16 protein-coding genes are annotated in these 13,534 nt (G+C 45.0%); 15 read left to right on the top strand and 1 reads right to left on the bottom strand.

The features are described from left to right. The first annotated feature begins 89 nt into the window (after positions 1-89). The 10 genes from recA to AB3489_RS09165 all read left to right on the top strand — a co-directional run bounded on the left by recA (position 90) and on the right by AB3489_RS09165 (position 8,983). Positions 90-1,130, top strand: coding sequence for a recombinase RecA (gene recA, locus AB3489_RS09210; RefSeq protein ID WP_368292652.1), 1,041 nt, complete (start codon positions 90-92; stop codon positions 1,128-1,130). Further along, positions 1,120-1,650 (top strand): regulatory protein RecX, encoded by a 531-nt coding sequence (locus AB3489_RS09205; protein ID WP_019226691.1) that lies wholly within the window; start codon positions 1,120-1,122, stop codon positions 1,648-1,650. The genes recA and AB3489_RS09205 overlap by 11 nt, the downstream gene beginning before the upstream one ends. Before the next feature lie 249 nt (positions 1,651-1,899). After that, positions 1,900-3,468: a ribonuclease Y gene (gene rny, locus AB3489_RS09200; protein ID WP_193352143.1), complete on the top strand. Its 1,569-nt coding sequence runs from the start codon at positions 1,900-1,902 to the stop codon at positions 3,466-3,468. Positions 3,469-3,754: 286 nt separating this feature from the next. Further along, positions 3,755-4,267 (top strand): hypothetical protein, encoded by a 513-nt coding sequence (locus AB3489_RS09195; protein WP_368292651.1) that lies wholly within the window; start codon positions 3,755-3,757, stop codon positions 4,265-4,267. A 33-nt stretch (positions 4,268-4,300) separates the two neighbouring features. After that, positions 4,301-5,071: a TIGR00282 family metallophosphoesterase gene (locus AB3489_RS09190; protein WP_019226689.1), complete on the top strand. Its 771-nt coding sequence runs from the start codon at positions 4,301-4,303 to the stop codon at positions 5,069-5,071. A gap of 157 nt (positions 5,072-5,228) precedes the next feature. Beyond that, on the top strand, positions 5,229-5,489 hold the full coding sequence (locus AB3489_RS09185; protein ID WP_015042391.1) for a stage V sporulation protein S: 261 nt from the start codon (positions 5,229-5,231) through the stop codon (positions 5,487-5,489). A 190-nt stretch (positions 5,490-5,679) separates the two neighbouring features. Continuing rightward, on the top strand, positions 5,680-6,633 hold the full coding sequence (locus AB3489_RS09180) for a dipeptidase (RefSeq protein WP_368292650.1): 954 nt from the start codon (positions 5,680-5,682) through the stop codon (positions 6,631-6,633). 23 nt (positions 6,634-6,656) lie between these two features. Continuing rightward, entirely contained in the window at positions 6,657-7,499 is an 843-nt protein-coding gene (locus tag AB3489_RS09175; RefSeq protein ID WP_368292649.1) for a PHP domain-containing protein, read from the top strand. Continuing rightward, positions 7,496-8,665: an aminotransferase class I/II-fold pyridoxal phosphate-dependent enzyme gene (locus tag AB3489_RS09170; protein WP_368292648.1), complete on the top strand. Its 1,170-nt coding sequence runs from the start codon at positions 7,496-7,498 to the stop codon at positions 8,663-8,665. Before AB3489_RS09175 ends, AB3489_RS09170 begins: the two co-directional genes overlap by 4 nt. A gap of 63 nt (positions 8,666-8,728) precedes the next feature. Then, positions 8,729-8,983, top strand: a complete 255-nt coding sequence (locus AB3489_RS09165; protein WP_015042395.1) for a hypothetical protein — start codon at positions 8,729-8,731, stop codon at positions 8,981-8,983. A 136-nt stretch (positions 8,984-9,119) separates the two neighbouring features. Here the strand turns inward: AB3489_RS09165 and AB3489_RS09160 are convergent, their stop codons facing one another. Further along, positions 9,120-9,635 carry a hypothetical protein gene (locus AB3489_RS09160; protein WP_368292647.1) on the bottom strand — a complete coding sequence of 172 codons (516 nt, stop codon included), beginning with the start codon at positions 9,633-9,635 and terminating at the stop codon, positions 9,120-9,122. A gap of 184 nt (positions 9,636-9,819) precedes the next feature. Here AB3489_RS09160 and phoU point away from each other — a divergent pair, with 184 nt between their 5' ends. The 5 genes from phoU to rnhA all read left to right on the top strand — a co-directional run bounded on the left by phoU (position 9,820) and on the right by rnhA (position 13,413). Then, positions 9,820-10,473 (top strand): phosphate signaling complex protein PhoU, encoded by a 654-nt coding sequence (gene phoU, locus AB3489_RS09155; RefSeq protein WP_019226684.1) that lies wholly within the window; start codon positions 9,820-9,822, stop codon positions 10,471-10,473. Positions 10,474-10,641: 168 nt separating this feature from the next. Beyond that, the gene (locus AB3489_RS09150) at positions 10,642-11,865 is read left to right on the top strand and encodes a hypothetical protein (protein WP_368292646.1); all 1,224 of its coding nucleotides are present in this window, start codon (positions 10,642-10,644) and stop codon (positions 11,863-11,865) included. A gap of 48 nt (positions 11,866-11,913) precedes the next feature. Then, on the top strand, positions 11,914-12,453 hold the full coding sequence (gene thpR / locus AB3489_RS09145; RefSeq protein WP_368292645.1) for an RNA 2',3'-cyclic phosphodiesterase: 540 nt from the start codon (positions 11,914-11,916) through the stop codon (positions 12,451-12,453). Positions 12,454-12,499: 46 nt separating this feature from the next. Beyond that, complete coding sequence (locus tag AB3489_RS09140) at positions 12,500-12,958, top strand: N-acetyltransferase (protein ID WP_019226681.1); 459 nt, start codon at positions 12,500-12,502, stop codon at positions 12,956-12,958. An 8-nt stretch (positions 12,959-12,966) separates the two neighbouring features. Further along, positions 12,967-13,413, top strand: coding sequence for a ribonuclease HI (gene rnhA / locus AB3489_RS09135; protein WP_368292644.1), 447 nt, complete (start codon positions 12,967-12,969; stop codon positions 13,411-13,413). Positions 13,414-13,534 lie beyond the last annotated feature (121 nt).

The raw sequence follows: 13,534 nt of genomic DNA, 5'->3' as shown, positions 1-13,534 counted from the left end.
ACTTTTAAACGGATTGACAATAGACAGTCAGAAAAAGTATAATAGAAACCGAACATATGTTTTGTATAATCAAGAGGAGGCACGAAAAAATGGCTACTCCAGATAAACTAAAAGCATTGGATATTGCGCTGAGCCAAATTGAAAAGCAGTTTGGCAAGGGAGCGATTATGAAACTCGGCGAAGCTTCGGACAGAATGGCTGTTGAGACGATTTCAACAGGTTCATTGGCACTGGATTTGGCTTTAGGCGTTGGCGGAGTTCCCAGAGGCCGGGTAATAGAGGTATATGGACCGGAGTCTTCGGGGAAAACCACCGTAACGCTGCATATTATTGCTGAAGCACAAAAAACAGGCGGCGTTGCAGCTTTTATCGATGCAGAGCATGCCCTTGACCCAGTATATGCCCGTGCGCTGGGTGTGAATGTCGACGATCTGCTGGTTTCTCAGCCCGACACCGGCGAGCAGGCGCTGGAAATCTGTGAAGCCCTTGTCCGCAGCGGCGCGGTTGATGTCGTTGTTATTGACTCGGTGGCGGCACTCGTGCCACGGGCTGAAATCGAAGGGGAGATGGGCGATTCCCATATGGGGCTGCATGCCCGTCTGATGTCCCAGGCATTGCGCAAACTTACCGGGTGCATCAGTAAAAGCCATACCTGTGTCATCTTTATTAATCAGATCAGGGAGAAAGTCGGCGTGATGTTCGGCAACCCGGAGACGACGACCGGGGGACGAGCGCTGAAATTTTATGCTTCAGTCCGGCTGGAAGTCAAAAAGCAGGATGTCATCAAGCAGGGGCAGGAAATCATCGGCAACCGGACCCGCGTAAAGGTCGTCAAAAACAAGGTTGCACCGCCGTTTAACTTTGCTGATTTCGACCTGGTTTATGGCGAAGGGATATCCAGGGAAGGCAGTATTGTCGATATGGGATCGGAAACAGGTGTCCTTATGAAATCGGGCGCCTGGTATTCCTACAATGGCGAAAGGCTTGGACAGGGAAGAGAGAATGTCAAGGACTTTCTGCGTCAGCATCCAGATATTGCTGCAGAGATTGAGAGCAAAGTGCGCAATCTGGTTCTGGTCTCGAAAGACAAGACAAAGGGCGCTCAGGACGACAGCATGAATGATGAGTAGAAAGCAGGCCTCATCGAAAAAAAGTGTGCTAGGTGCTGCGCTGGATTTCTTGAGCCGCAGGCGGCTGTCTGCCAGCCAGCTTGCCGGCAGACTGGAGGCTAAAGGCTATTCCGCAGAGGAAAATGCTGAAGCTCTCCGAAAGCTAGAAGAATGGAAATATATTGATGACCGGCAATATGCCTTGTCTTATATTAAAAGTAAGGAAACAAGGTTTTCCCGGACCAGAATATGTATTGAACTGCAAAAAGCTGGTCTGGACGATCGGATGATCTCTTGCGTCATGGATGAATACTTTCCCGAGCAGCAGGAGGTTGAAAACTGCCTGCTGCTTGGCCGTAAAATGTTTGAGCAGGAGTATAGGAAATACCAGAAAAAATCCCTAAACGATCAAAACAGAAGTATCCCTCCAAAAGAGTTATACTTAAGGAAAAAGGTCGGGGACAAGCTTTTAGCGAAGGGCTATCAATTGGATATCGTCAAAAAAGTACTTGGAGAGATTATTATTTTCGATAATCTGTAAGTATTTAGTATACTTTGTTATCCCACCAACTTGACATTATTTGCACATTTCATTAAACTAATATTAAATGGATCTGTTTCTAGTAAATTTTTAACCTTTCAAGGTTTTCTCTTATATTAAACTGAACATCTCAGCTGCACCGGGTATCGGTGTAGCTATATTTAAGGGAAAAATAATCGAACGAGGGTTATAGATTTTACGGAACTGGTCTGACCAGTTTTTTGTTATTTTTACGAAATATTTAATACTATAATTGAAGGAGGTGAAGCTTTGGAAATATCAGGCTTAATTGCAGTTGTTATTGTACTCGCCGGATTGGCGATTGGCAGTCTGATCGGCTGGTTCATACGCAAATCATCTGCGGAAAAAATGATTGGATCTGCTGAAATAGAAGCAAAAAGGCTTTTAAAGAATGCTGAGGCAGAGGCTGAAGCCAAAAAGAGGGAAAAAATCGTTGCAGCTAAAGAAGAGGTTATGCAGCTTCGCAATGATATTGAAAAAGAGACCAGAGAAAGACGTAGCGAGATCCAACGTATGGAAAGACGCAATCTTCAGAAGGAAGAAACCCTTGAAAGAAAAACCGAAGCTCTGGAACGTAAGGAAGAAAATTTACATCGCAGAGAATCAGACGTTGAAAAACAAAAACTTGATTTAAATGAACTCCTGGCTAAACAGGTAGCTGAGCTGGAGAGGCTTTCCGGTCTGACTCCTGAAGAAGCCAAACAATTGCTGCTAAAAAGTGTCGAGGAAGAAGTACGTTACGAATCGGCAATCATGATTAAGGAATATGAGACCCGGACAAAAGAAGAAGCTGAAAAACGCGCTAAAGATATTATTTCTTTGGCTATACATCGTTGTGCGGCAGACCATGTCGTTGAAAGCACAGTTTCAGTGGTTGCCCTGCCGAACGATGAAATGAAAGGCCGTATCATTGGCCGAGAGGGCCGGAATATCAGAGCTCTTGAGACTTTAACGGGCATTGATTTGATTATTGACGATACGCCTGAGGCCGTTATTCTGTCAGGATTTGATCCGATCAGAAGAGAAGTTGCCAGAGTCGCTCTGGAAAAACTGATTTTGGACGGACGTATTCATCCGGCCAGAATTGAAGAAATGGTTGAAAAGGCGCAGAAGGAAGTTGACCAGAAAATCAGGGAAGAAGGGGAACAGGCAACCTTCGAAACCGGGGTTCACGGTATACATCCAGAACTGATTAGACTGCTTGGTCGGCTGCGTTTCAGAACCAGTTACGGACAAAATGTTTTGAGACACTCTATCGAGGTATCCCATCTGGCCGGATTAATGGCTTCCGAACTTGGTGTTGATGTCCAGACCGCAAAACGCGCCGGACTTTTGCATGACATCGGCAAAGCCGTTGACCATGATACCGAAGGCACGCATGTCGAGATTGGCGTTGATCTCTGCAAAAAGTACAAGGAATCATGGGATATCATTCACGCGATTGAGGCCCATCACGGAGACACTGAACCCAAGACAATTGTCGCAGTACTTGTTGCCGCTGCAGATGCGGTATCAGCTGCCAGACCTGGTGCCAGACGCGAAACTTTGGAATCCTACATTAAAAGGCTTCAGAAGCTTGAGGAAATTGCCGAGACATTTGAAGGCGTTGAAAAATCCTACGCGATTCAGGCCGGCAGAGAGATTCGCATTATTGTGAATCCGGAGAAGATTGATGATGCACTTGCACCAAGGTTCGCGCATGATATTGCAAAGAGAATTGAAGAAGAACTGGAATACCCCGGACAGATCAAGGTTGTCGTAATGCGGGAGACCCGCGCAGTAGATTACGCGAAGTAATCTGTCGCAACGTCGGTGCCACAGAGATACCATGCGTATAAGATGATGATGATGTTAAGATTTTGATACGTTACGTATAACAAAGCAGGTGTTAGGCCTGCTTTGTTTATGTATCAGAAAGTTAAGTACTTTCTGAACCAGCCAAGTTTTCTTTATATTGGTATGTTGGGACAAAATAGGTTATAATTGCTAGGGCACCCCGGGAAGGACTTTGCGTCTCCTTGAAGAATTACTATATGTTTTGGAGAAAGCTCTACTATTTCACATTCGGGAAAGGATTATCAAGATGGCCGCTTCAGAAGTCATAACTGCTGAATCAAATTATCTGAATTACAGTACGGGATTACTTGTTTCTATTTTGCTGTGCTATCCGGAAGTTGTAACGATCAGCTGCAATCAGGAGAAGCAGACCATGATACTTAAATTCCTGGTCGTCAAGGAGTGCGGCTTTGAAGCGCTTCAGAATAAACTTCGGCAGGCCTTGGAATTGTTTCATCAGATTGAAGGTCGGAAAATTCAGCTTTTAAGTATTGAAAAATTTGAACAGGAACTGAACCTGATTGTGATCAGCAGAGATTTAAGCAGTATTACCCACACCGAAATCAACCTCATAGTAGAAATCATGAAAAGCGAGCTTGGCGCTAAGCTGATTACTGATGATTGCAGCCTGCCTGAAGAAGAGATCATACTGCAGGAAGAAATCATTAATCATATGATGGCAGCTGTACGTTCTAACGGAACAGAAAAAAACATTACAGCGGTACGGGAAGACGGCAGAGTACTTGTTTTCAATGGTTGAACCAAGGGGTTAGTGCAAGTAAAGGAGTACCTTATGCAGATTCTTTTTATCGGTGATATCGTCGGCAGACCGGGAAGAGAAGCGGTGGCTGCTTTTCTTCCCGAACTCCAGAAAGAGCATAAACTTGATCTGGTGATTGCCAATGCTGAAAATGCCTCAGGCGGGCGGGGACTTACCAAAGAAGTCGCCTATGAGTTATATGATTACGGAATCCACTTTTTGACGATGGGCAACCATGTCTGGGACCAAAAGGAAATTATAAAATTTATCGATGATGAAACCAAGCTGATCCGGCCTGCCAATTACCCGAAAGGGGCACCGGGAAAAGGCTATGGTTTTGTTATTCGCAACGGAATAAAGACGGGGATTATCAATTTATCAGGCAGAATCTTCCTGCCTCCGTTGGAAAACCCTTTTACGATGGTCAATCAAATTATCAATATGATGGCTGTGGAGACCCCGGTGATCATTGTCGATTTTCATGCCGAGGCGACCTCGGAAAAAGTTGCGCTTGGCTGGTTTCTTAACGGCAAAGTAAGTGCAGTTCTTGGTACACATACCCATATCCAGACTGCGGATGCCAGGGTACTGGACCAGGGCACGGCATATATTACAGATGTTGGAATGACCGGCCCGCGAGATTCGGTCTTGGGAGTCAAAAAAGAGATCATTATTAATAATTTTCTGACGCAGATGCCGGCGAGATTTGAAGTGGCCGACGGGGTGAACCAGCTAAATGCTGTGGTGCTTCAAATAGATGAAAAAACCGGCAAAACACAGCGTATTATTCCCATCCAAAAATAGACATACATCCTGCACCATATAAGGTGCAGGATTTTTTTACACAGAAAATACCAAATGAGACATTTCTAAAAAGAGGATTTTTTTACTATTACGCGAATAGTATATAGCATCAAAGTGGAAATACATGTAAAAAGGATCGATTGGGAGGTATTAGATAATGGATGTGTTAAAAGTCTCAGCAAAATCAAGTCCTAATTCAGTAGCTGGAGCGTTAGCAGGAGTACTTAGGGAAAAAGGCGGAGCTGAATTGCAGGCAATTGGCGCAGGCGCATTAAACCAGGCAGTAAAGGCAGTTGCTATTGCCAGAGGTTTCGTTGCTCCGAGTGGTCTTGACCTGGTTTGTATTCCGGCTTTCACCGATATCCTGATTGAAGGAGAAGAGAGGACTGCGATCAAACTGATTGTCGAACCCAGATAAACCCAATGATTCTAAACCTGCCTGCTTTGGGGCGGGTTTTTTTAATATATCAGAAAGTATTTGTACTTTCTGATTTAGCTAAGTGCAACTAAGGCAGTCGCTAAAGGATTGGTATCAGTCAAGCTTTCCAAATAAGTAGCCTTCTGCCCGATTATCCTTTAGAATACAAATAAAGGAGCAAAATTTGACCATGAAAAATATATGGATTGCCGACGGTCATTGCGACAGCATTGGAGATTTTGCTGCCGGGAAAAGGAATTTGAAAGAACCAGCGAAAATTGGGCACTGGGATTTGACCAGGGCAAAACAGGCCAATCTTGGCCTGCAGTTTTTTGCTGCCTATATTGAAAGTGAATACAAACCGTTTCAGGCAGCCTGGAGAGGGCTGGAATTGCTCGAAGCCGCACTTAGGTTTATTGATCATAATTCCAGTGATGTCTTCTTAGTAAGAACCCAAAAAGACGCAGCCCAATTAGGCCGGACCAATAAGCTGGGCCTGCTGATCAATATCGAGGGCGGAGAAATTCTTGGGGAAAACGTTTTTATGCTTGATCTGATTTTCAGGCTCGGAGTCAGAAGCATTGGCCTTACCTGGAATGAAAGGAATGCGATCGGCAACGGCGTCGGGGAAAGCGAAGGAAGCGGCGGTTTATCTAGTTTTGGCTTTCAGGTAATCGAAAGAATGAATCAGCTTGGGATGGTAATCGACGTCTCCCACCTAAATGAGGCAGGTTTTTGGGATGTGCTGCGGCATTCTGAACGTCCGGTCATCGCTTCCCATTCCTGTGCCAAAGCGTTATGCGGCCATCGCCGGAACTTGACTGACCACCAGCTGCGTGCGCTAGGAGACAAGAAAGGTCTGGTTGGGGTCAATTTCTGTGAGGATTTCCTGAGTGATACCGGAAAAGCAACTATAGATGATGTTGTCCGGCACATTTGCCACATCGCAGAAGTAGCGGGAGTGGATACCGTTGGCTTCGGATCGGATTTTGACGGAATTGAGACGACGCCGGAAGGGCTGGAAAATGTCGGGACATTCCCGTATCTAGTGGAAAAATTGTCTCAGTGTGGTTTTAATCAGAACGAAATAGCCAGAATATGTTATGGGAATTATGTCAGGTTTTTGAGCGATGTCTTAATGTGAAAATTCTTAGAGGTATACATATCATGAAATACCAGACAAGATTTGAGGCCGACCTGCATTGTCATACGACTGCTTCAGACGGGATCCTTACACCGGAAGAAGTCGTTAAGTCTGCGGCAGAAGTCGGATTGAAAGCTTTGGCCATCACGGACCATGATAGCATCAATGGCTGGGCGGAGGCAGAACAGGCTGCAGCTGAGACGGGGATCTGTCTGGTTAAAGGCATAGAGATCAACACCGACTGGGCGGGCAAGGAAGTCCATATCCTCGGGTATGAGTTACAAGAGGGCAATGAGGTTCTTCATAACAGGTTGCAGGAACTGCGGGAAAAAAGAGTGCAAAGAATAAGAAAGATCCTTCAGAAGCTGGAACAGCTCGGAATCACCCTGACATTTGAGGAAGTAAGTCAGTTTGTCAATGGGGATTCTGTCGGCCGACCTCATGTGGCTCAGGCCATGATCAGGCACGGGTATGCCGCCAATCTGAAAGACGTTTTTGAGAGATTTTTAAAGATAGGAAGGCCGGCTTACGTTCCCAGGTATAAGCTTGATCCTGTCGAAGCTATTACAATTATAAGAGAAGCCGGAGGCGTGGCCGTGCTTGCGCATCCGGGCAACCAATGTACAGAACCCGAGATTGCCGCCTGGGTCGACTCCGGGCTGCAGGGGATTGAAGTCTATCATCCCGACCACGGTGTGGAGGAGCGAAATTACTTTAAAGCACTGGCAGAAAGAAAGAGCCTTCTGATTACAGGCGGATCTGATTTTCATGGTCATGCGATTAAGCCTGGCATAAAATTAGGCTCTTGGGGAGTTGGTATGGAGGCCATTCAACAAATTGAGCAGCTGAGGAGGAAGATGACATGAAGCTCGCAGTAAGAATGGGAAGTCTGCAAACATCCATTTTTTCACAATTGGCGTCGTTGAAAGAAGAGCTTAAACGTGAAGGCAAAGCACTCATTGATCTAAGTGTAGGAAGCCCTGATTTGCCTCCGTCTCTGGAGATCAGAAAAATAATCAGTGAGCAGAGCCTCGATGAAAGGGCGTATGGGTATACACTGACCAGAGGAATTCCGGAGTTCCGGGAAGCTTGCTCATTATGGTATAAAAGAAGATTTAACGTCGATATTGATCCTGCGACGGAAGTGCTTCCGGTCATGGGTTCCCAGGACGGTCTAACGCATATTTTCTGGGCGTTTATTGATAAAGGCGATGCTGCTTTCATCCCTGATCCTGGTTATCCGATTTATTCAGACGGATTGGCGCTGGTCGAAGGTGAAAAGGTTGTACTGCCGTTATTGGAAACGAACGATTTTCTGCCGGACCTCAATCGGATCCCCTCCCAGACAGCTGACCGGGCTAAACTGATGGTCCTTAACTATCCTAATAATCCAACCGCTGCTGTTGCATCGGAGACTTTCTTTAATGAAGTCGTCAGGTTTGCCTCCAAACATGAAATTGTGGTTTGTCATGATGCTGCCTATACAGAACTGGCTTTTGACGGCTACAGGCCATCAAGCTTTCTGCAGGCCAAAGGAGCAAAGGACGTAGGGGTAGAGTTTCATTCCCTTTCCAAGTCGTATAATATGGCCGGAGTGAGACTTGGCTTTGTGGTAGGCAATAAAGAAGTCATCAGAGCACTGGAAACTATCAAATCCAATATTGACTATGGGAGTTTTCAGCCTGTATTGAAGGCCGGAGTTGCTGTCTTAAGCGGCGGTGATCAGACCATCCTCGCCAATCAGCAGACTTATAAAAACAGAAGAGATATCTGGGTCGACGGATGTGCCAGAGCCGGCTGGAAGATGAACAGGCCCAAAGGATCCATGTTCGTCTGGGCCCCGGTGCCCACGAAGCAGGATTCATTATCCTTTGCGTTTGAATTGGCCAGCGAGGCTGGCGTTCTTGTCGTGCCGGGCATTGCCTTTGGCCGGTATGGCGAGGGATATGTCAGGGTTGGCCTGGTTCAGGATGAGACAAAGCTTCAGGAAGCGGTTCAGCGGGTTGGAACTTTTTTAGCCGGGAAGGATTAAAAACAATCTGAAGCGTATAGAATAGCTGTATAAGAATATAATTCTGTTCCGGGAGATGAAAGTTTGAGCACGAATGAGGAAACCGTCCTGTTGACTCATAGAATTATGGAACTGGAAAAACAGCTTGATAATCTGCGTTTAAGCAGGAGAGTCCTCATGGACCTGCTTGAGCAGATTGAAAAGGAAAATAAGATCCTTACGCAAAAGCTTGATCAAAAAAGCAGACATCTTCAGAAATACAAAAAGATAAACCAGCATAAATCGGTTTATTCGCAGGATTTTGAATTATATGAATTTAAGGATTATTTGAAAGAATAAGCAGTATAAAGTCTTTGCTCGGGTTAGTCTCCGTAATGGATGGCCGCTTTCGGTAAGTTGCATTTGTAGTTTGTGAAAGCTTGCTTGTTTTAATCGTACAAGTTGCTTTGGAATTGCTGTACAGGTAACTTGGAAACTAGTGCCTGTTATCGGCCGAGTGAAGCATTTCTTCCATAGAATTTTGTGGGGTATGGTGGTTATGGATTAAGCGCTGGATTTCGGGAGAGAGTCCTGCCCGGGCAGCCAGTCGTTTCCCCCAAGCAGGATGCTGTGTGTAAATCACCAGCGTCTTGCCGAAAACTGATTTGCTTTGGCGGATGATGTTTTTGATCCGCTCCGGTAAATAATCAAAGACAACAATAAATATTCTCTGCCACAGAAGCAGATGGATCACTGATTTTCCGCAGTCATGGAGAAGCGCACCACTTAATAGGTTATGGTAAACTTCTTTTCCATAACCATTTTCAATAAGACTGCTCTGTTCCTGGATATCCCGAGCGACATCGAGTGCATGTCTCTGCTCTGTAAGGGTCTGCTTCAGAAACAGCTGTCTTTCCCGCTCCGACAGTACGGTATTTAGCCAGGAGTATTCATTCTCATTTACAACCGGGTGCAGCGCACTGCGTAATTGTTTGATCCGATAGAACATCATTCAGTTCCTTTTTATTTTGACTTTAATCTCATTCTTATTCTATTATACCCTTACGATTTATAATTTCTAGTGTCTTAATAAGCTTAGGCATAATCATGGATCGTCGTTATCATTTGTACATTAGGTTATGCTATTTTGTATTACATTGCACATTTTGCAGAGGAAGTCACACCGGGGGGATACGATGCGCCATAAATTTGAAGCCCAGCTTCAGGAGCTGAAGAAAAAAATAGTAGAGATGAGCGTGTTAGTTGAGAAGGCGCTAGAACAGGCCATGGAAAGCTTGAAGAACAGGGATATGGCTCTGGCGGAGAAGGTCATCCGTGATGACGGCCAGATCAATGATTCTGAGCAGGATATCGAGCTGCTCTGTACCCACCTTGTTGCAACCCAGCAGCCGTTTGCCTCGGATCTCCGCAATATTGTTGCAAGCTATAAAATCATTTCCTCTCTGGAAAGAATGGGTGATCTATCTGTCGATATTGCCAAAGTATCCTTGCGGATCGGACCAGATCCACTGATCAAGCCGTTGATTGACATGCCGAAAATGGCTGAGATAGCAGTCCAAATGATGCGTACGGCCGTCCAGGCTTTTATCTGTGAAGATGTTGAACTTGCACGGTCTTTAGCTGAGACCGACCACAAAGTGGATCATTACTATAAACTGATTTTTAACGAACTGAATGAGATGATGGCAAAAGACTCGGCAATATCAGGCCAGGCGGTCTACCTGCTTCTAGCGACCCGCTATATCGAAAGAATCGGCGATTACTGTACGAATATCGGGGAAGAAGTTATTTATATGCAATTAGGCGTTAGGGAAAATTTAAACAAATAGACAGAAATATACATGGAATTCTATATTCTATTTTGACCATCAGCTAAAGAACCCGGGCGTTGCCGGGTTAATTTCTTTTATAATTTTATGATTGGAAAGATACCTTGTCATTTCCTGCCTTTATCAAGCGTAATAATAAAAAAACAGCTTGTAAAGGGAGGATTTGACTTGAACATAAAATGGAAGGAATTATGGGATGCTAATCCGGACATTTTCAGTGTATCCGGATGGGAAGAATGTCCAGAAGAAGTCAGGAAAGGTTGGCATCTGCCTTCCCAATTTGATTATTTCAGTGCCGGGGATATCAGCTTCAGAGTTGGAATCATCGCTGCGCAGGGAGTCTACCGGGAGGAAGACTTTCTTTTGGGTGGGATCCTGTGGGGAAGGCATCTAGGAAACGGCAGCAGGACTTTGATTTATTATGTGGCAAAAGAATTTTCTCCTGTATTTTTAGGTGCGGTTTCTCAAATAGGAGGCATGCTGTTTGCCAGGGCGGTTTTTTGGCGGGAAAAATTAACCCCAAATTTATATGTCCTGGCAGAAAAAGATTACGATAAAGGCTTTTTTCGGTTGGATACAGGTGAGTTGCACCCCGGTTGGGAACACTGGCAAAGAGAATTAAATCCGGTGGCCTGGAATCACCTGACGGTGATCAACCGCTATTTTCAAAGCCTGGCCAAGAGAAGAGTCCGGGCAGTATCCGAAAAGAATAAAATCACCTATTGCTGGGGAAATATTCAAATTGCCGAGTTTAAAAAGAAAGGGAACAAGTTTGAACTGTCTACTAAAGTAAAATGGACCAGGAATAAAAATATTGCTTCCAAATTTCTAAAGTTGGGGTGGGTCGATTTCTCCGGAAATCTTAATGATGAATTTTGCAGAGCCATTAATGGGATACTGGAACTGCTGGAGAATATGGAGATCAATGGCAGCCTTGATTCCAGGGAATTATTAGATCTTAAGATCATCTATGACAGGGAATTTATCCCCCAATATTTTGGAAAGTACCTGGAGGTTCCCTGGTATCCAAAAGACTTCAGTGATTTGATTGAAAGCCGGCAACTGTATTTTTTCCAACAGGATCAATCTATTAGGATAATTAAACCCGTTCTGGAGAAACCATCGCTAAAAGTTGTACAAACGCTGCTGGCATTTTCAGCTTTTGAAAGCTATACGAAGCATCACCAAGGTTTCCCGGGATATCCGCAACTGGAGTGGAACCACAAAATATTCCTTTTTTGCGAAGCCGATTACATGGAAGAATTGCGTCTGTGCCAATCCTGGCTGAAGCAGCCCGACAACTATCCATTGATCATTATGCCCAAAGAATGGCGGACGGAGGGCTTTAAAGGAGTAAAAGATAACTTCATTGCATTCGGCATCGATGCATAGTAAGATTGTGGTAAGGAAAAAATGCCACATACGATGGAGCCGTGCTGCATGCGATTATTTATCAGCCTGAATTTTAGTGAACACAGTCTTGACCAATTCGAAAAATGGCAGAATGAACTTAAGGTTAAAGGTGTCCGCGGCTATTGGCGCAGACGTGATAACTTGCACCTGACGCTGCGTTTTTTAGAAGAAGTGGAAGAAAAGGATCTTGATGCTTTGCAACAGACCCTGACGGGTGTTTCGGGACGTATCGGTGAATTTGCGGTTGCTTTTGATTCCCTTGGTGTCTTCCCGAATATCATACAGCCTCGGATACTATGGGCCGGGATAAGAAAAGAACCGAAGCTGATTCAGCTGCAAAAGCAGATCCAGCACGCGACGAGCCAACTTGGAGCACCGCCTGATACCAGGCTTTTTAAACCTCATCTTACTTTAGCGAGCGGCGGCATCAAGGGTATCGACCAAAATATCCTAAATTGGGGCAGTACGCTTGATCTTAAAGAGACTGCCGTCCATTATGCTTTAATGCAAAGCAAAGTGGAGAAAGGCATTCGGCAATACCTGACAGTTGCCCGGTACCGGATCTGATCATTCCATCATTTGTCGGGAAACATGGACAGATAAAGGAGAAAAGATGGTAACCTATAGACATGCAAAGCTAAGCGATGTGGAAGATATTATTAGCCTGATCAATTATTATGCAGAACAGGGACTCATGCTGCCCAGAACCCGAAGTGCGCTGTATGAAGGAATCAGGGAGGTCATTGTAGCGGTAGAGGATGACCGGATCGTCGGAACCGGCGCTTTACATATTACCTGGGACGATCTCGCTGAGATCAGGGCACTGGCGGTTGAGGAAAGCTACAGAGGTAAGGGGTTAGGCCGCAAGATTGTTGAGCTACTTTTGGAAGAGGCCAAGGAGCTCCATTGCCCCAAGGTATTTACCCTGACGTATCAGGTAGATTTCTTCAAACATATGGGATTCGAAATCACCGAAAAGGATTCAATGCCCCATAAGGTCTGGAAAGAATGCATCAATTGTGTTAAGTTTCCTAATTGTGATGAAAATGCCTTAATTCTTTACTTAAAATAGGGGGTTCAATGACTGTAAAAAGTGTAAAAATTTATACGGACGGAGCCTGTTCAGGCAATCCCGGGCCGGGAGGCTGGGCGGCAATCCTGAAGTATGGTGAACATGAAAGAGAGATCAGCGGCTTTGAGTTTAATACAACCAATCAGCGCATGGAGCTGACAGCGGCAGTCCAAGGACTTGCTGCCCTGAAAGAAAGCTGCAGTGTCCAGGTCCACAGTGACAGCGCCTATTTAATTAATGCATTTGAACAAAACTGGCTTTCTCGCTGGCAAAAGAATGGCTGGCAGAGTTCGCAAAAGAAACCGGTTGAGAACCGTGATCTCTGGGTATCGCTTGTGGAACTCACGGCAAAGCATGACGTTGTCTGGGTTAAAGTCAAAGGTCATTCCGGACATCCCGAGAACGAACGATGTGACGAACTTGCCCGCAAAGCGATTGCCGAAGCTTTGGCCTAAATCAAGTTCTAAAAGATTGGTTTTTCCCTAATAAATCATGCAATTCGGCTTATTTAGTCTTGTTTTTGCAAATAATTTCGTTATAATAATTCATAAGGCAAGTTAATAGCGATACATAAGA

The sequence above is a fragment of the Dehalobacter sp. TBBPA1 genome (assembly GCF_040931655.1).
In the GTDB taxonomy this organism is placed as follows: Bacteria; Bacillota; Desulfitobacteriia; order Desulfitobacteriales; family Syntrophobotulaceae; genus Dehalobacter; species Dehalobacter restrictus.
This window is presented reverse-complemented; position numbering and strand designations above follow the sequence as displayed.